Annotated in this window: 18 protein-coding genes and 1 pseudogene; 9 read left to right on the top strand and 10 right to left on the bottom strand. The window is 65.3% G+C overall.

Features of this window, described 5'->3' with window-relative positions; all coding sequences use genetic code 11:
* The first annotated feature begins 137 nt into the window (after window positions 1-137).
* A complete protein-coding gene (locus tag GGR39_RS07345; protein WP_183616561.1) occupies window positions 138-2102 on the top strand; it encodes a transglycosylase domain-containing protein in 1965 nt (654 codons plus the stop codon).
* Between the two features lie 18 nt (window positions 2103-2120).
* Here the strand turns inward: GGR39_RS07345 and GGR39_RS07350 are convergent, their stop codons facing one another.
* A complete protein-coding gene (locus tag GGR39_RS07350) occupies window positions 2121-3779 on the bottom strand; it encodes a hypothetical protein (RefSeq protein WP_183616562.1) in 1659 nt (552 codons plus the stop codon).
* On the opposite strand from GGR39_RS07350, the gene GGR39_RS07355 reads away from it, so the two are divergent.
* The 4 genes from GGR39_RS07355 to rplI all read left to right on the top strand — a co-directional run bounded on the left by GGR39_RS07355 (window position 3748) and on the right by rplI (window position 5884).
* Window positions 3748-4569, top strand: a complete 822-nt coding sequence (locus tag GGR39_RS07355) for a trimeric intracellular cation channel family protein (protein WP_343055817.1) — start codon at window positions 3748-3750, stop codon at window positions 4567-4569. The two genes, GGR39_RS07350 and GGR39_RS07355, sit on opposite strands and share 32 nt — an antisense overlap.
* Before the next feature lie 117 nt (window positions 4570-4686).
* Window positions 4687-5049 (top strand): 30S ribosomal protein S6, encoded by a 363-nt coding sequence (gene rpsF / locus GGR39_RS07360; RefSeq protein WP_058736970.1) that lies wholly within the window; start codon window positions 4687-4689, stop codon window positions 5047-5049.
* Between the two features lie 2 nt (window positions 5050-5051).
* Complete coding sequence (gene rpsR, locus GGR39_RS07365) at window positions 5052-5276, top strand: 30S ribosomal protein S18 (RefSeq protein ID WP_058736868.1); 225 nt, start codon at window positions 5052-5054, stop codon at window positions 5274-5276.
* 14 nt (window positions 5277-5290) lie between these two features.
* On the top strand, window positions 5291-5884 hold the full coding sequence (rplI, locus tag GGR39_RS07370) for a 50S ribosomal protein L9 (protein ID WP_183616563.1): 594 nt from the start codon (window positions 5291-5293) through the stop codon (window positions 5882-5884).
* A 711-nt stretch (window positions 5885-6595) separates the two neighbouring features.
* On the opposite strand, the gene apaG is transcribed toward rplI, so the two are convergent.
* Both apaG and GGR39_RS07380 read right to left on the bottom strand, forming a co-directional pair.
* Window positions 6596-6994 carry a Co2+/Mg2+ efflux protein ApaG gene (gene apaG / locus GGR39_RS07375; protein ID WP_058736870.1) on the bottom strand — a complete coding sequence of 133 codons (399 nt, stop codon included), beginning with the start codon at window positions 6992-6994 and terminating at the stop codon, window positions 6596-6598.
* A gap of 115 nt (window positions 6995-7109) precedes the next feature.
* On the bottom strand, window positions 7110-8318 hold the full coding sequence (locus GGR39_RS07380; RefSeq protein ID WP_183616564.1) for a trans-sulfuration enzyme family protein: 1209 nt from the start codon (window positions 8316-8318) through the stop codon (window positions 7110-7112).
* Between the two features lie 45 nt (window positions 8319-8363).
* Here GGR39_RS07380 and GGR39_RS07385 point away from each other — a divergent pair, with 45 nt between their 5' ends.
* On the top strand, window positions 8364-9698 hold the full coding sequence (locus GGR39_RS07385; protein WP_246388471.1) for a phospholipid carrier-dependent glycosyltransferase: 1335 nt from the start codon (window positions 8364-8366) through the stop codon (window positions 9696-9698).
* Between the two features lie 175 nt (window positions 9699-9873).
* Here the strand turns inward: GGR39_RS07385 and GGR39_RS07390 are convergent, their stop codons facing one another.
* The 7 genes and pseudogenes from GGR39_RS07390 to GGR39_RS07420 form a co-directional block, all read right to left on the bottom strand.
* Window positions 9874-11055: a glycosyltransferase gene (locus tag GGR39_RS07390; protein WP_058736872.1), complete on the bottom strand. Its 1182-nt coding sequence runs from the start codon at window positions 11053-11055 to the stop codon at window positions 9874-9876.
* Window positions 11056-11128: 73 nt separating this feature from the next.
* Window positions 11129-12172: a 3-isopropylmalate dehydrogenase gene (gene leuB, locus GGR39_RS07395; protein ID WP_183616842.1), complete on the bottom strand. Its 1044-nt coding sequence runs from the start codon at window positions 12170-12172 to the stop codon at window positions 11129-11131.
* 27 nt (window positions 12173-12199) lie between these two features.
* Window positions 12200-12808: a DNA repair protein RecO gene (gene recO, locus GGR39_RS07400; protein ID WP_058736873.1), complete on the bottom strand. Its 609-nt coding sequence runs from the start codon at window positions 12806-12808 to the stop codon at window positions 12200-12202.
* Between the two features lie 77 nt (window positions 12809-12885).
* Window positions 12886-13151 (bottom strand): annotated as a pseudogene (locus tag GGR39_RS07405) (hypothetical protein).
* A gap of 69 nt (window positions 13152-13220) precedes the next feature.
* Window positions 13221-13475, bottom strand: coding sequence for an accessory factor UbiK family protein (locus GGR39_RS07410; protein WP_058736875.1), 255 nt, complete (start codon window positions 13473-13475; stop codon window positions 13221-13223).
* A 39-nt stretch (window positions 13476-13514) separates the two neighbouring features.
* Window positions 13515-14069, bottom strand: a complete 555-nt coding sequence (locus tag GGR39_RS07415) for a TspO/MBR family protein (protein WP_183616565.1) — start codon at window positions 14067-14069, stop codon at window positions 13515-13517.
* Between the two features lie 82 nt (window positions 14070-14151).
* Window positions 14152-14946: a TlyA family RNA methyltransferase gene (locus GGR39_RS07420; protein ID WP_246388474.1), complete on the bottom strand. Its 795-nt coding sequence runs from the start codon at window positions 14944-14946 to the stop codon at window positions 14152-14154.
* Here GGR39_RS07420 and GGR39_RS07425 point away from each other — a divergent pair.
* The 3 genes from GGR39_RS07425 (at window position 14945) to GGR39_RS07435 (ending at window position 17694) form a co-directional block, all read left to right on the top strand.
* Window positions 14945-15550: a hypothetical protein gene (locus GGR39_RS07425; protein WP_183616877.1), complete on the top strand. Its 606-nt coding sequence runs from the start codon at window positions 14945-14947 to the stop codon at window positions 15548-15550. The two genes, GGR39_RS07420 and GGR39_RS07425, sit on opposite strands and share 2 nt — an antisense overlap.
* 414 nt (window positions 15551-15964) lie before the next feature.
* Window positions 15965-16513 (top strand): AAA family ATPase, encoded by a 549-nt coding sequence (locus GGR39_RS07430; RefSeq protein WP_183616567.1) that lies wholly within the window; start codon window positions 15965-15967, stop codon window positions 16511-16513.
* A gap of 77 nt (window positions 16514-16590) precedes the next feature.
* Entirely contained in the window at window positions 16591-17694 is a 1104-nt protein-coding gene (locus tag GGR39_RS07435; protein WP_183616568.1) for a branched-chain amino acid aminotransferase, read from the top strand.
* The last annotated feature ends 65 nt before the right edge of the window (window positions 17695-17759 follow it).

Genomic DNA, 17759 nt, shown 5'->3' on the forward strand with positions numbered 1-17759 from the left:
GCGCGCTCTGGCCGATTCTATGACGCAATGCGAGAGCGAAGGCGAAAAAGCGCGATGGCGCATCAGGTTGCATCACCGGCTCTCACCAGGGGGCGGCGCATACCGGCACGTCCGCCTATCGGGATGATCATCCCGGCATGAACGAGGTACCAGCGACACTCCCGGAAACCGGCCGCCTGCGCCGGCAGATGCGGGCGCATCCGGGGCTTGTCGTCCTGGCGGCCGTCTTGCTGCTGCTGGTCGCGTGGCAGACGTGGACCGCGCCGCCGTGGAAGCTGAATGCGCCGCCGGTCGCCGCCGGGGTCGATCTGCTGGACGCCAACGGCAAGGTATTCGCCCATCGCGGCCCGCGTCCCTCCGAACGGATCGACGCCGCCGCCCTGCCCGCACATGTGCGCAGCGCGTTCCTGGCCATCGAGGACCGCCGGTTCTACGCCCACGGCGCGCTGGACTATCGCGGCCTGACACGCGCGGTGCTGGCGAACCTGCGGGCGGGCGGCGTGTCGCAAGGTGGCTCCACGATCACGCAGCAATACGTCAAGAACGCCTTCCTCACCCACGATCGCACCTGGACGCGCAAGTTCAAGGAACTGTTGCTGGCCGACTGGGTGGAGAACTGGATGAGCAAGGACCAGATCCTCTCGCGCTATCTGGAGAAGGCGTATTTCGGGGCGCAGCAGACGGGGCTCGCCGCCGCATCGCGCTTCTATTTCGATCGCGCGCCCGAAGACCTGACGCTGGGCCAGGCGGCGATGCTGGCCGGATTGGTGAAAGCGCCTTCTCGCCTCGCCCCCACGGTGGACCGGGCCGCCGCGCGCGCCCGGATGCGCGTGGTGCTGGGCGCGATGGCGGACGCGGAATTCATCACCCCGGCAGAGGCCAAGGCGGTGCGCAATCCGCGCGTCGTCTCTAGCGGAAGACCCCGGGAAAGCGCGGGCTGGTTCGCGGACTGGCTCTACACCCGGCTGCCCGATGATGCGGCCGGCGCGATACGCACCACGCTGGAGCCCGAAATTCAGCGCCGGGCCGAGCGGGTGGTGGATCAGGCCCGCCTCGGCGGTGCGGAAATCGCGCTGATCGCGCTGCGCCCCGATGGCCGCGTCGCCGCGCTGGTGGGCGGCAGCGACTGGCAACCCGGTGCCTTCAACCGGGTCAGCCAGGCCCGGCGACAGCCCGGTTCCACCTTCAAGCTGTTCGATTATCTGGCCGCGTTCCGGTCCGGCGCGCGGCCTGACGACATCGTGGTCGATTCCCCCCTGGTGATCGGGGACTGGCGGCCCAGCAACGGCTATCGCGGATACTATGGCCCGATGACCCTGCGGGAAGCTTTCGCGATTTCCAGCAATACCGCCGCCGTGCGGATCGCGCGCGCGGCGGGCTATCGCGAGGTGGTGAAGGCCGCGCACGATCTGGGCGTCGTATCCCCCTTGCCCGAGGATGCGCCCAGTCTGCCGCTGGGCACCGCGAACCTCACGCTGGAGGAACTGGCGGGTGCCTACGCCGCTTTCGCGCTCGGCCGCTATCCGGTGGCCGTGCATGGCAGAGCGGGTGCGGACAAGCTGCCGCCCAACCGCCTCGATCAGCGCCGCGAATGGGCACCGATGCTGGACCTGCTCTGGCAATCGGCGAACGAGGGCACCGGCCGCCGCGCCTCGCTCTCGCTACCCACATTCGGCAAGACCGGCACCACCCAGGATGGGCGTGACGCGCTGTTCGTGGGCTTTGCCGGCGATCTCGTCACCGCCGTGTGGATCGGGCGCGATGACAACAAGCCGATCCCCGGCGCCAGCGGCGGCCAGTTGCCGGCGCGTATCTGGCGCAATTTCATGAGCGGATTGGCGCTGAAGCCGCTCGCCATCCCGATGCCGCCGCAAGCCAGCCGCATTCGCCGCGTCTGGGGGGCGGAGGATACCTCCGAGGGCGAGGATACAGGCGAAGAGGATGCGCCGCTCATCCAGCTGCCGATAGATCCGCGCGCGGTCTTGGAGGGCCTGCTGCCGCGCCCTGACGATCGGAGCGGCCCGCCCGATCAAGGTTTGCCGCCGCCGCCGCCGCAAGATGGCCCCCGCTACGATCCCGACACGCCCGAGGATATGGAATAGCGGGCGAAACCCGCGTGATCAGCCGCGCAAGCTCGCCCTCGCCTTCGGGCACAGCACCGCGCGAATGCGCTCCCACCAGCTCTCACTCGCCGATGCCACCGCTGCATTGGCGGCGATGCCGGACTGGCGAGTCGTGCGATTCACATCCCTCACCGGCGCGCCCAGAAGGTTGGTGCCCCGGCAATCCTCGATGCGGGTGGGCGGCGTGCCGGAGACATTGGCATAAACGATGTGCCGCAGCCGACGCCTGGCTCCGTCTCGGGTATCGACGGCGTTGACCTTGCGGATGGTCAGCCCATCCCCGAGATCGCCGAACACCACCACGGCGGAGGATAGCTCTCCGGCGCGATCGGGCGGGAGGTCGATTTCGGCCCGTCCTGTATTGGCGATCGTCAGGTCGGAAATCAGCCCGGCACAGGCGTTGATGCGGATACCGGCGCTACGGGCGTTCTTGATTGCGCCGCCGCCGACGTCGATGTCTTCGTAGCGGTCCACCAGGATCGCGAACCCGTCGATATCGTGGCTGATCCGGTTGTCGCGAATGGTGGCGCCGCGCAGCCCCACCACCCATGGCGTCTTGCTCTTGTTGTTGGCCGCCTGGCTCACCGTGATGGCGTTGGGATTGGCCAGCGCCGCGCCTTCGAGGTTTTCGTAAGTATTGATGATCGTATTGCGCGATATGTCGACATCGCACCAGTTGAACGCGTCGATGCAGCCTTGGTAGACCGTGTTGTCGGTGAAGGCGATGGTGTGCATCGTGCCGTTGTAGATGTTGTTCGGAAATCCCTCGTAGAAGAAGCTGAACGTCACCGCGCGGCGATAGTGGGTTCGCGCCGCCAAGGCCTCCTTGCTGTCGCTGGCGAACTTGGGCGTCCGCTCCGGCGGCGCATAACCCTGGCGGAAATCGAACACATTGTGATGGATGCGCACGTTGATGATCGGCACGTGCGCTTCCAGCTTCTCGATATCGAGCGCGGCCACCCAGCGGCTGTCCGCCACGCCGTCCTTGAAGGTATTGTACGCGATTTCCGCATCGTTCTGCCCGCCGCCGATGTCGTGCGAGAAGTTGTCGTAGAAAGTGCAGTGCAGGATCTTGATCCCCACGCCATCGAGATTGATCCCCGCCCCGCGAAAGCCGTGGACGGTGCATCGTTCAAAGTACCAGTCACGCGCACGCAGGCACAGCACACCATGGCCGTGTTGCCATTGATCGCCGTCCACGCTGCCGGCACGCGAAGGCGTGATATGCTGGTTCTGGATATTGCCGTCGATGTCGATCCCAACGAAGCTGACGTTTTGCGCCGCCGCCTTGTCCTCCCAGAACGGGTGGTAGAACAGCCCGCCCGGCTCTCGCCGCCCGCCGCTCAGCAGGAACTTCGCTCCCTCACCGCTGAAGTGCAGGTTCGAATAGAGACGGATGACACCGCGCTTGAATGCGAACGGACCGCCCACCCCGTTGAACATCCCATAGGTCGCCGTCTCGCCACCGATGAGATAGACCCGTTCCTTGCCGCCGCACAGGATCGTCGCGCCGCCCATCCGCGTCGCCATCGCGATCACCTTGCGCACGGCTTCGGTATCGTCGGTCACGCCATCGCCGCGCGCATGCTCCCACAGCCGGATCACGTTGGTCTTGATCGCAGGCGTGAGGGCGTGGTTCCTGGGCGCAGTGGTCAACGCTTGGTACTTTCTCAGTATCGCTGGGGACTATGTGATCACACGGATACCCGGCGCGAACAACGCGCTTTCGCACAGCCCACCCCGCGCAGCGCCCGCTTGGCGCGTGACGGTGGCGGGCGAGCGTTCTAAAGCAGCCCGGATGCTGCCGCCGCTGCCAGACCTTCCGATCGATCCGCTGCCCTTGCAGGTGCTGTTGCCGTGGCTCGATCTAGCGGGCTTGGCCGTGTTCGCCGCGTCCGGCGCGCTGGCGGCGGCGCGCAAGCGGCTGGACTTCGTGGGCGCGTGTTTCTTCGCGCTCATCACCGCGACCGGGGGCGGCACCTTGCGCGATCTGTTGATCCGCGCGCCGGTGTTCTGGATGCAGGCGCCGACCCCGGTGCTGTTGTGCATCGGCGTGGCGCTGGCGGCCTGGGCGATCCCGCTCAAGTGGTGGCCCGAGCGCGCTCTGGACTGGCTCGACGGCGCAGGTCTCGCCGCTTACGCCGTCTATGGTGCGGGCAAGGCGCTGCAATACGGCATCTCACCCGTGCCCGCCGTTGCCGCAGGCGTGATCACCGCCTGCCTGGGCGGCGTGATCCGCGATATCACCGCCGGGGTGCCATCGATCCTTTTGCGGCACGAACTCTATGTCACGGCGGCGCTGGGCGCGGCCACGCTGTTCGTGGTGCTGACGACGCTGGGCCTCCCCGCACCGATTCCGGCGATGCTGGGATTTCTGGCCGGGTTCGCCCTGCGCGGCGCCGCGATCTTGTGGAAGATCACGCTACCCGCGCACCGGGGCGCCTGACACCGCGCTTGCCTTCGTGGCGGAAAGCTGTATGGGCCCACCCTTCAAGAAAGCCGGAGGGGCCCCGCAATCGTGCGGATCAGCCAGCGATCGGTTACAGATGTGAAGGAAGCTGCCGTGGCTCATTATGAGCACGTGTTCCTGGCGCGCCAGGATCTGAGCCAGTCGCAAGTCGACGCGCTGGCCACCACCGCCACCGAGATCGTCGAAGCCAACCAGGGCAAGGTCACCAAGACCGAGTCGTGGGGCCTCAAGAATCTCGCCTACAAGATCAAGCGCAACCGCAAGGCGCACTTCGTGATGCTCAACCTGGATGCATCGGGTGCCGCCGTGGCTGAGCTGGAGCGTCAGACCGCCATCAACGAGGATATCATCCGCTGGGTGACCATCCGCGTTGACGAGCACGAGGAAGGCCCCTCGGTCATGATGCGCAAGTCCGACCGCGAGCGTACGCGCCGCCGCGAACGTGAGGGGAACTGATCATGGCTCGCGCCTTTTTCCGTCGCCGCAAGTCCTGCCCGTTCTCGGGCAAGAACGCGCCCGCCATCGACTACAAGGACGTGCGCCTGCTGCAGGGCTTCATGTCCGAGCGTGGCAAGATCGTTCCCAGCCGCATCACTGCGGTTTCCGCCAAGAAGCAGCGTGAGCTGGGCCAAGCTATCAAGCGCGCCCGCCACATCGGCCTGCTTCCCTACATCGTGAAGTAAGGAGGGCGAGACCCATGGATATCATCCTCCTGGAGCGCGTCGAAAAGCTCGGCGCCATCGGCGATGTCGTTTCCGTCAAGGACGGTTACGCGCGCAACTATCTGCTCCCCAACAAGAAGGCCCTTCGCGCCAATGAGCGCAACAAGAAGGTCTTCGAAGCCAACCGCGCCAAGATCGAGGCCGAAAACGCCGAGCGCCGCACGGATGCGCAGAAGCATTCGAGCAATGTCGAAGGCAAGCAGGTCGTCCTGATCCGCGCCTCGTCGAACTCGGGCCAGCTTTATGGTTCGGTTTCGGTGCGCGACATCGTCGACGCGCTGAACGCCGACGGTGCCAAGGTGACCAAGCAGATGATCGTGCTGGAACGCCCGATCAAGACGCTCGGCATCTTCGACGTGCGCGTTTCCCTGCACCCCGAGGTTTCGGTGGGCGTAAAGGTCAACGTCGCGCGTTCGCCGGACGAAGCCGAACTGCAGTCGCAGGGCGTGGACGTCATGGCCTCAATGTTCGAAGCCGACACCAGCGGCTTCACCGAACGTCGTGACCCCAGCCTCGAACCGGGCGAAATCGTCCAGGACGAGGACGAGGCCACCGAAGCGCAGGCCTGAAGCCCGCGCTATATCGGCTGACAAAAAAGGCCCCCGCATCCGAAAGGACGCGGGGGCTTTTTTGTGTCGATACCGGGATGCGTTGGCGGAGCCCGCGTTCTGCGGCTCGCGGCTTCATCCGCGGCATTACTGTCTCTGTCCCCCTTCCCGAAACCCAAACTTCGTCATTCCCGTGCAGGCGGGAATCCATTTCCGGCACTCCCGGTTTGATGAAGGCTAAGCGCAAACTGGTGCTATCGGCTTGCCAGCGGGAATGACCAAGGTGTGAGGGGAAGGCGTTTGAGAGTGGTGGCGGCAATCGGATGTCTTGACATAAAGAACCATATAGGTTATACGCCGCAGTTATCGGAGAAATCCGACATGGCGGGTGCGGGTGGACGAAGGCCTCGTTCTAAACGTCCCGCGCCTTGCGGCCGGCGCTCAAGACGGGCGCCTGCACCGCGATGCAAGACTTCAACCCGCCGGCACTAGCGCCGGAGATGGGGCCGGCGGGCTTTTGCGAGCTTTTCCCGCCGGTCGTCTTGCACGTTGAAAGCCGAGCGTGTGGTCCTGCTTTCGCGTTCCCCCGCTCGCCGGTCGCACGATGGAATGCCGAGCCAAGCCTGTCGCGCCAGGCCAGCGCCGGCCGCAACGCCTGCTTTGAACATACCCCCGGCGTTATCCCGCGCTCGCCAGCGGGGAATCAGGCGTGTCCGGGATTGTCGCGAAAGGTCATCCCGCCGTGGCAGGCGCAGCCAAGGGGAAGAAGGGGATCGCCGCGCGCAGCGGTTCACCGTGTTCGCGCTCGAACGTATAGTAGCCTTCCATGCTGCCGTGCGGCGTGGAAAGCGGGCATCCGGAGACATAATCATGGCTCTGGCCGGGCTTCAGCAGCGGCTGTTCACCGACAACGCCATCGCCCTCCACGAAATTGACGATGCCGTGACCATCGGTGATCCGCCAATGCCGCGTCACCAGGCGCACGGCTTCGTTGGAATCGTTCTCGATGCGAATGTGATAGACCCAGAACCACTTCCCCGCCTCAATGCGCGATTGCTCGGGCAGAAAGTTCACCGCGACCCGCACGGTGATGCCATCGGTGATGGCGGTATGCTGGAACAGCTCCTTCATGATGAGCACGAGGGTAACGCTTGCGCCGCCCCGGTCAACCGCCTGCCCCAGAGATTCTTTTGCAGCTGCGAGGGAACCGATCCGCCGGCTCCCCGCGCAGTCCTGCCAAATCGTATCAGAGCCCGGCCTTGGTGAACGCCTGATCCAGATCCTCGATCAGATCGTCGGCATCTTCCAGCCCGACGTTGAGGCGCAGCATCCCTTCGCCGATGCCCATCGCCTCGCGCCCGTCGGGGCCCATGTTGTGATGGGTGCTGGACGCAGGGTGACACATCAGCGAACGCGAATCGCCGATGTTGTTGGAGATGTCGATCAGCTCCAGCGCATCCAGAACCGCGTGCGCCTGCGCACGCCCGCCATCGAGCACCATCGAGAAGATCGGCCCGCAGGCGTCCATCTGCTTGTGCGCCAGCGCGTGCTGCGGGTGGCTTTCCAACCAGGGATGCAGGATCGTGGGCACGCGGCTTTCGACGAAACGGCCCACCTTCAACGCGTTCTCGCTCTGCCGGCGGGCGCGCAAGTCCAGCGTCTCCAGCCCCTTCAGCACCACCCAGGCGTTGAACGGCGAAAGGTTGGGCCCGGTGTTGCGCTGGAACGGCAGCAGTTTGTCGTTGATGAACTCTTCGGTGCCGCAAACCGCACCTGCCAGCACGCGCCCCTGCCCGTCCATCAGCTTGGTGGCTGAATAGGCGACCACGTCCGCCCCGAACTCCATCGGCCGCTGCAGCGCGGGCGAGCAGAACGCATTGTCCACCACCGAGGTGATGCCGTGCGCGCGCGCGAGGCCGCAGATGAATTCGATATCGGCGATGTCCATCGTCGGATTCGCCGGGCTCTCGAAGAAGAAGACCTTGGTGTTGGGCCGGATCGCGGCTTCCCACGCGGCATTGTCCCGCGCGTCGATCGTCGTCACTTCCACGCCAAAGCGCGGCAGCAGGTGATCGCCCAGCCAGCGGCAGGAGCCGAAGGCGGCGCGGGCCGTCACCATGTGATCACCCGCCGAAAGCTGGCACAGCAGCGCCGCCGTCATCGCCGCCATGCCCGATGCTTGCGTGCGGCAAGCCTCCGCCCCTTCCAACAAGGCGATCCGTTCTTCCAGCATCGCCACCGTGGGGTTCTGCAGCCGCGAATAGGTCATGCCCTCTTCCTCGCCCGCGAAGCGCGCGGCGACGGTGGCAGCATCGTCGTAGGAGAAGCCCGAGGTGAGGAACAAAGCCTCGCTCGTCTCCCCCATTTCCGAGCGCCAGGTGCCGCCGCGAACGGCACGCGTGGCGGGTCGCCAGTGTTGGGTTTTGGTGCGATCTTGTCCGGTCGTGCGCTTCATGGCCCGCCATCTACGAGCGTGTGGGCGCAAGGACAAGCGGCTGCTTTGCGCGAAGCGCTTGCCGCCGCCCCGGCAGGCCCGTATGCCGCCGCCGCGATGCTGACATCCCTGCCCCGGACGCGCGACCCCCTCACCTGGTGCATGGCGATCGCCGTGGTATTCCTGATCGTGTGCCTGCACCGTCTCGGCATCCCGAACAAGATCTATTTCGACGAGGTCCACTACGTCAAAGCGGCGCGCAAGATGCTGCTGGGCCTGCCCGCCAATCGCGAGCATCCGATGCTGGGCAAGGAGGCGATCGCCGCGGCGATGGCGCTGCTGGGCGATCGGCCCTGGTCCTGGCGAATCCCCTCGGTGCTGTTCGGCGCGCTGGGGCTGCACGCTTACGGCCGGTTCATCTGGTACCTGACCGGCCGGCGCGCGGTGACGATCATGGCGATGGTGCTGATGGCCACGAATTTCGTGTGGCTCGTCCTCAGCCGGATCGCGATGCTGGACATGGTGCAGGCTGGCCTGGGCATGGTGGCGCTGTGGCAGGTGACCGCCGCCTTTCGCGAACCGCGACGCCACGCCCGGCTGCGGCTGATCGCTGGCGGACTGGCCATGGGCCTATCGCTGGGCGCGAAATGGAGCATCGCGCCGATCCTGGTCCTGCCGGGCCTGACGTTCGTGGCCCTGCGGGTACGCGAAAGCGGCTGGCGCATCATCGGCCGCAAAGGCGCGGGGCCGATCCCGGGCATCTCACTTGTAGAGGCCGCGCTCTGGCTGGGGCTGGTCCCGTTGGCGGTCTATTGGCTGACCTATTTTCCCGGCTTCTTCTGGGCGCACAAGCCGATCGACCCCTTGGGCTTCATCGAGCAGCATCGTTACATGCTAAAGCTGCAGGACAGCGTGACCAAGCTGCATCCCTATCGCAGCGTGTGGTACATGTGGATGGTGGACTGGCGGCCGATCTGGTTCCTCTACCAGGTGACGGACGGCGCGCAGCGCGGGATCATCCTGTTGGGCAATCCGGTCAGCATGATCGCCGGGCTGCCGGCGCTGGCCTGGTGCCTGTGGGCCGGGATCAAGCAGGCGCGGTGGGAGGCGCTGGCTCTGGTGGCGCTTTACGTGCTGACGCTGGGAGTCTGGGCGATCAACGGCAAGCCCATCCAGTTCTACTATCACTACCTGCTGCCCGCCGCGTTCCTGGCGGCGGCGCTGGCGCTGGCGCTGGAGGCGCTATGGCAGCGGCGCGATCGATGGCGCTGGCTGACACCCGCCACCTTGGCGGCCAGCGTGGGAATCTTCGTGTACTTCTACCCGATCATCTCGGCCGGAGCCCTGCACCACGGCAAGAAGAGCTACGCGCAGTGGATGTGGCTGGATAGCTGGCGGTAGCGGCGGTTCGCGTAAGTCCGAGCCGTCACCCAAATTCCTAGGCCTAGCCTAAACCATCGCCGTTCGTGTCGAGCGAAGTCGAGACACGAGAGAGCCGCGCCAACGTGTCTCGACTTCGCTCGACACGAACGGAATATCTCAATCCTGACGGACTATCCGAAAGCCGGGTGAAACCTCAGTTCGCGCCGTACTTGCCCCAAACGAACTTGGACGAGAGCGCGAAATTCCACACCGAAGCCATGATCACGCCGGTCAGCGCCGCGGGGAATTCGTGGATACCGTAGTGCACCAGCACCGAGGACACGCCGACGTTGGCGGTCAGGCCGACCGAGCATGTCAGCGCGAACTTGGCCCAGCCGCGCATCAGCGGCACGAAGCCGGTCAGCCGCTTGTCCGCATAAGTCAGCGCGTTGTTCAGGAAGAAGTTGAACGTCATCGCGCAGATCGCCGCGATCGTCTGACCCACTTCGAAAGCCCCGACCAACTGCCCCTTCAAGCCGGGAGCGGACCCGCCGAACAGCGCCAGGAACGCACCCAAAACCGCCATGTGGACCACGACGCCGACCGCGCCGATCGTGCCAAACAGCGCGAAGCGCGTGGGGATTATGCGGCCCAGCCACTTGTCGTACAGCCCCACCAGGAACTCGAACACGACGGTGCGATCCAGCTTGCTCTCCCCTTCCGCGCGTGCGGCGAAGTCGAGCGGGAATTCCTTTACGCGCAACGGCGTCTCCACGGTGGCAAGAATATCTAGAAGAATTTTGAAGCCGACGCCCGACAAACGGTGAGCGTCGGCCCGCAGTATTTCGGTGCGCAGCATGAAAAAGCCGCTCATCGGATCGGACAACTGCACGCCCGTCACCTTGCGGGCGAGCTTGTTGGCGAAGCCGGAGGCCTTCACCCGATCGGGGCGGTTCCACGCCTCCGTGCTGGCGCCTTCGCAAAAGCGCGAGGCGTAGGAGAGGTCGTACTCGCCCGATTTGATCGCGGCGAGCATGCCCGGCAGCAGCTTGGGATCGTGCTGGTGATCGGCGTCCATCACCGCGACGACGGGGGCCGCAGTGGCGCACATCCCCTCGATCGCGGCGGAGGACAGGCCGCGCCGCCCGATCCGTTGGATCACTCGCAGGCGCGGATCGCGAAGCGAGATATCGCGCGCGGTATCGGCGGTGCCGTCCGGGCTGTTGTCATCGACGACGATGGCTTCCCAGGCGACGCCCTGCAGCGCCGCGTCCAGCCTTTCGACCAGCGTTTCCAGGTTCTTGCGCTCATTGAACGTGGGCAGCACGATCGCAAGCTCAAGCGGCTTGGCGGCGGCGTGCACGGCCTGCGCAAGATCGGGACGGGGCATGTTCATGGACACGGGCTCTAGATGGTAAACCTGAAAGAAGCTTTAGTGCAATTTACTTTGCAACTCGGACAGTTGCCCATCAAAGCGCGGCAAGGACCGCATCGCCGATCGCGCGCGTGCCATCGGTGCCGCCCAGGTCTCCCCCGCGCACCCCTTGCGCCAGCGCCTTGCCCACCGCGGCCTCAATCCGGGCGGCCTGGTCTTCCAGCCCGAAGCTGTGGCGCAGCAGCATCGCGGCGGAAAGAATCGTGGCCATCGGATTGGCGAGGCCCTGCCCGGCGATGTCGGGCGCGGAACCATGGATCGGCTCGTAGAGGCCGTAGGTGCCCTCAGCCAGGCTGGCCGAAGCGAGCAAGCCGATCGAGCCGACGCACATGCTGGCCTGATCGGACAGGATATCGCCGAACAGATTGCCGGTGACGATCACGTCGAACTGGCCGGGGTTCTTCACCAGCTGCATCGCGGCATTGTCCACGTACATGTGGCTCAGCTCGACCTCGGGATATTCGCGCGCAACCTCGATCACCACGTCGCGCCACAGCTGCGAGGTTTCCAGGACGTTCGCCTTGTCGACCGAGCACAGCTTCTTGGACCGGCCCATCGCCGCCTTGAACCCGGTGTGGGCGATGCGGCGCACTTCGTCTTCAGCGTAGGACATCATGTCCCAGCCCTGGCGGCGGCCATCATCGAGGGTGCGCGTGCCTTTCTCGCCGAAATAGACGTCGCCATTGAGTTCGCGCACGATCAGCAGGTCGATCTTGGCGGCGACTTCGGGGCGCAGCGTGGTCAGGTCTTCCAGGCCCTTGAACACGGTGGCGGGTCGCAAGTTGGCGAACAGGCCCAACTCCTTGCGCAGACCTAGCACCGCCTGTTCGGGACGGAGGCGCCGCTCCAGATGGTCGAGCGAGAAATCGCCCACCGCGCCGAACAAGATCGCACCGCATGACCGGGCGATCTCCAGCGTCTCAGGCGGCAGCGGGTGGCCATGCTTGCGATAGGCCGCGCCGCCCACATCACCCTCGACCAGCTCCAGGCCGGGCAGATCGAGCGCCTGCAACACGCGAACCGCTTCGGCCGTCACTTCGGGGCCGATCCCGTCTCCGGCGAAAACCGCAATCCGCATCGCATCAGCGCTCATAACCGTAATCCCTCACGCCTCCCGGATGCGCGCCAGACGCTCGCGCAGGAGTGCGCGCGCCGCCATAACGTCTGCGCGCAGATCGGCAAGCGGGTAGCGCGCCAGTTCACGCCCGATACGATCGAAAGCGTCGAAGAAGGCCGGCCAATCGCCCTCCTCGGGCCGCTTGACGCTGACGCCGTAGCCCAGTTCGCGCAGCAGCAGCACCTCGTAGGACAACAGCGGCACCGCCCAGCCCGACGCGGACGGCGCGACGCAAAGGGCCGTCAGCAACGCACTCAGCGCATCGAACAGGCGCGGAAACGGCTGACGCTCCGGCAAGGCGGAAGTGGTGAGCGCGGTGGTCCAGGCGATGGCGGCGGCAGGCAACGGCTCGCTCAGCCATGGCCCGCGGCTCTCGCGCAGTTCGATCCGGGCGAAGGGCAGCTGGCTTTCGACACGGGAGCGGACTTCGGCCTCCACCAGGTTGCCCGGCAGCAGCACCGGCCGCAAATGACGCCCGCGGCCGCCAGCGACATAGGCCCCCACCATCCCTGCGTCCGGGGTCAAAAGCCGCGCGATGACGGCGTTTTCCCCGTGAGCGTGATTGGCGCAGACAATGGCAGGGCCGCGAAATTGCATGATCGTGGTGTGAAGGTCACGCTTCCCAAGGGCAAGCGCTGTCCCGGATCAGGCCCGCAACCAGACCGACATTGCGATCAGGCGACCACTTCCTTGCATTCCGCGCAAGGTTGCGCCGCCTTGGCGCGGTCGGCATCGATAGCGGGGTTCTGCGCCCGGCCCATCGTCCAGTTCCGACCCAGCCGCACGGAGGGGTTGGGCGCGCACCAGATTTCGCCGCTGTCGTTCAGCACGGTGACCCATATCAGGTATGCTCCTGACCATAGTCGATCATTCCGATCGCGTAGCCGTCGCCTTTTTCAAGCACATGCAGGGGTATGGTAGGATCAAGCTGCGTAAACATGGGTCACTGCCTTCCGCTCCTAAAAACGTCAACGGAAGCAATAAGTTGCAGCGACCCGAAGATCGGCGATCAGCTTTGCTGGGAAAGCTTCGCTTCGAGGGCGGCCACGCGCAGCTTGAGGTCTTCGGCCTCTTCGCGCGCCTTGGCAGCCAGGTCCTTCACCGTGTCGAACTCTTCACGGCTGACGAAGTCCATCTCGCCCAGCATTTCACGAACGCGTTCCTTGGCGGAATCTCTGGCCTCACGGCCGACACCGGCAAGAGTACCGGCAGCGCTGTTCATCAGCTTGACGAAATCGGAGATGATGGGGTTTTCGCTTTGCATGGGCGCTAGATGGGCGGAAACGCGGCCCTTCGCAAGGGATCAGAACTCGATCCGCTCCATCGCGCCAGACGCCTTTACGCCATCCATCTCGCGATTGTCGCGCAGGAAGGCATAATTGAGATACGTGGCGAACAGGATCCAGACCAGATAAGGCACCAGCAGCCACGCGGCGAGCGGCCGGATACGGGCGAACAGCACGATCGTCGCCACCACCGCCACGTCCATCACCAAGATGCAGACGAGCGCCCATGTCATCTGGTGCGCGCCGAAGAACAAGGGCGACCATGCCAGGTTGATCGCCAGTTGCACCAGGAACGCGATTACCGCCATCCGCCGTCCCCGCGCGCCCACGGCGGAGAGGACCATGGCGAGGGCGATGCCCATCAGGATGTAAAGCACGGTCCACACCAGCCCGAACGCGGCCGGGGGTGGATAGCCCGCAGGCTTGCGCAGCGCCGCGAACCAGGCCTGGTCCGCCCCGCTACCGGAAAGCGCCCCGGCCAGGATACCCAGGAACAGGACCACCGGCACGCAGACCAGTGCCCAGCGGATCACGCCGGCGCGAAGCTGCCATGTGGAAGCGAGGGAATTCATCCGTTGCCGTGCCTTGCGAATCGCCAGTGTTGGCCACGGTGTTAAGGCAAGATCGCAACGGCGCAAGAATGCGTGGAAAACCTCAGGTGTCCCGATTTGCGCATACCAGGAACTCGACATTGCCTTCGGGCCCCGTGATCGGGCTCTCGACGATGCCGCGAACGGTCCAGCCCACCTGCTCCAGCCAGTCGCGCACTTCGCCACAAACCCGTTCGTGAAGGGCGGCATCGCGGACTACGCCGCCCTTGCCCACTTCTCCCCGGCCAACTTCGAACTGCGGCTTTATCAGCGCCACCAGAGTACACTTCGGAGCAGCCAGGCGAAGCGGCACTTCAAGCACTTTGGCCAGCCCGATGAAGCTGGCATCACACACCACCCAGTCACACGCAGCGTCGATCAGGTCGGACGTCAGGATACGGGCGCTGGTCTGCTCCAGCACGGTGACGCGTGGGTCCTGCCGCAGCTTCCAGGCCAGCTGGTTGGTGCCGGAATCGACCGCGAAGACCCGCACCGCGCCGTTCGTCAGCAGCACATCGGTGAACCCTCCGGTAGAGCTGCCGATGTCCATCGCGATCGCGCCTTGGGGATCGAGGGCGAAGTGCTGGATCGCATGGGCCAGCTTGATGCCGCCGCGCGAAACCCAGGGATGATCACGCCCGCGCACCTCCAGCGGCACATCGGCGGCGATCTGCTGGCCGGGCTTGGCGATCTTGCTTTCGCCCGCGAAGACCAGCCCGGCCAGCACCAGCGCCTGCGCACGGGTGCGGCTTTCCACCAGGCCGCGATCGACCAGCAATTGATCGACCCGGACTTTCACCGGCTTGACGGGTCTTTCACCGGAACGGGCGGTGGAACGGGGCGAGTGCGGGTCGGACATGGCTTTGGCAGCATCGGTCGGGGTTGTGGCGGGGGCCGTCTCATTCCATACCCCCGGAATGAAGGCAAACACGCTTCGCATCGCGACCCTCGTTTGTGGCGCACTCGCCGCGGCTTCCTGCGCCGATAGCCGGGTCATCCCGGCGCAGCCGCAGAGCACCGCCGCGCGTCCGCAGACCCCGTATCAAGGCGCGCCGAGCCGCCCTGCCTCCAACGCGGCACCGGCGCCGAAAGGCTGGGCGGACTTTCCCGCGACACCGGGTGACTGGCAATGGACGCAGCAAGGCGGGCAGTCGACGGCGCGATTCGCGGGCGGTCGCCTCGTCCTGCGCTGCGACCCTGCTCGCGGCACGGTCCGCCTGGAACGCGGCGACGGAGCACCTTCCGGGGCGACCGTGCTGCGCGTCATCACCCAGACCCAGACGCGCCAGTTCACCGCCGTTCCGGCAGGCGGCGCCCTGGGGATCGACATCCCGGCGCGGGACAACTTGCTGGACGCCATGGCCTTCAGCAAAGGCCGGTTCGCAATCGAGACCACGGGCATGCCCACGCTCTACGTGCCGAGTTGGACCGAGGTGAGCCGCGTGGTGGAGGATTGCCGCTGAAGTGCCACGATCAGGATGTGGAAAACTTGCGCGAGCGGCTGATATTGGCGGGAAAATTTTTCAAAACAAGTCTTGTTGTGCGCTGCGGGATATCCCACAAATAGAGCAAGGACGAAGGGTGCTTGCAGGGATATCCGGCAAGGTTCTTCGGCCCCAGCCGCGTCATCGCGGCGACTATGGCTCAACAGCGCGAAAGGAGGTGATCCGATGTCTCATGGTTCAGCAGAGAGGTCGGCTTTTTCCGTCGCGAGGCATTATCGCTGAATTCTAGAGAGTAAGCGATAAAGGTTTCGCTGGCGGCACTTTCCGGCCGCTGACCATGTGAAGGGCCGTACCGAGATATCGGTGCGGCCCTTCTCATATTCATCATCGACACTTGGCTAGAAGCCGGGCTGAGTAGCGCGGGAAAATGCAGTGAGCTTTGATCGTCACGTCTTGCTGTCCGGGTGCTCTGGCGGCGGGAAGTCCACGCTCCTGGCCGAACTGCGACGACGCGGTTTCGCGACGGTTGAGGAACCGGGCCGCCGGATCGTGGCGCAGGAGACCGCATGCGGCGGCGACGCCTTGCCATGGATCGATCTTGGCGCATTTGCACGCCGCGCGCTCGCGCTGGCTTCCCAAGACCGAACGCGTGCGCCGCAAGGGTGCTGGGTTTTCTTCGATCGGGGCGAAGTGGACGCGGCCACCGCGCTGATGAACGCCAAGGGCATTCCCCTCGACAACTCTTTGGGCGCGAAGGCGCGATACCACCAGCAGGTGTTTCTGACGCCGCCCTGGCCCGAGATCTATGAATACGACGCCGACCGCCGGCACGGTTTCGAGGAAGCGGAGGCGGAGTATCAACGCCTGACGGCGGCCCTTCACGCGCTCTCCTATGACACGATCCTGCTCCCCCGATTGCCCGTAAACGAGCGCGCCGACTTCCTGCTCGATCGGCTGAGAACCAGCGTCCGAACGGCCTGAACGCACATCGGGGTTGTCTTCCGCGCGATTTTCGTCAAGCGACGTAGGATCATATCCAGACTGCAAGGATCACCGCCATGGCGACTCTCGCCGAACCCGCGCTCCAATTCACGACCCTTCCCCTCGCCGCTCCAATCAGCGCAGAGGATCGGGCCGTGGTATTGGCGAACCCCGGCTTCGGCACGCTTTTTTCCGAGCACATGGTGACGATCGAGTGGTCGGAAGGAAAAGGCTGGCATGACGCCGTGGTCGGGCCGCGCCAGCCGATCGCGCTCGATCCGGCCTGTGCCGTGCTGCATTACGCGCAGGAGATCTTCGAGGGTCTGAAGGCCTATCGCCATCCCGACGGCAGCGTGGCGCTGTTCCGCCCCTACGAAAACGCCCGCCGCTTCAACAGGTCGGCCGAGCGCCTGGCGATGCCGGCATTGCCTGAAGAGGTGTTCGTCGAATCCGTCCGTCGCCTGGTCGAAGCCGATCGGGAGTGGCTGCCCGATGTCGAGGGTGGTTCGCTCTATCTGCGCCCCTTCATGTTCGCCTCCGAGGCGTTTCTGGGCGTGCGGCCGGCCAAGGAATACAAGTACATCGTCATCGCCAGCCCGGCGGGCAACTACTTCAAGTCGGGCGCGCCGGCCGTCTCGATCTGGGTGAGCGAGGATTACACCCGCGCCGCGCCCGGCGGCACCGGAGCGGCCAAGTGCGGCGGCAATTACGCCGCCAGCCTCGTCCCTCAGGCGGAGGCCATCGCGAAAGGTCACGATCAGGTCGTATTCCTCGATGCGGTCGAGAACAAGTGGATCGAGGAACTGGGGGGCATGAACCTCTATTTCGTGTTCGATGACGGCACGCTGCTCACGCCCCGTCTCTCCGGCACGATCCTGCCCGGCATCACGCGCGACAGTCTGCTGACTTTGGCGCGCGACGAAGGGCTGAACGTGCAGGAAGGCCGCTACAGCATCGACCAGTGGCGTGATGACGCGCAGTCCGGCAAGCTGGTCGAGGTCTTCGCCTGCGGTACCGCCGCCGTCGTGACTCCGGTGGGCAAGGTCGCCTCGCGCTCGGGTGAATTCACGATCGGCTCAGGCGGACCGGGCCAATTGACGCAAAAGCTCAAGAACCGCCTGGTGGCGATCCAGCGCGGTGAGGCGCCCGATCCGCACGAGTGGGTGCTCAAGCTCGGTTAAGGCCGATGCCATCCCCCCGGTCATGCGACCTTTAGGGTCATTGACCGGGGAACAAGACGATTAAC

It is taken from the genome of Novosphingobium fluoreni (genome assembly GCF_014196615.1).
Lineage (GTDB): Bacteria > Pseudomonadota > Alphaproteobacteria > Sphingomonadales > Sphingomonadaceae > Novosphingobium > Novosphingobium fluoreni.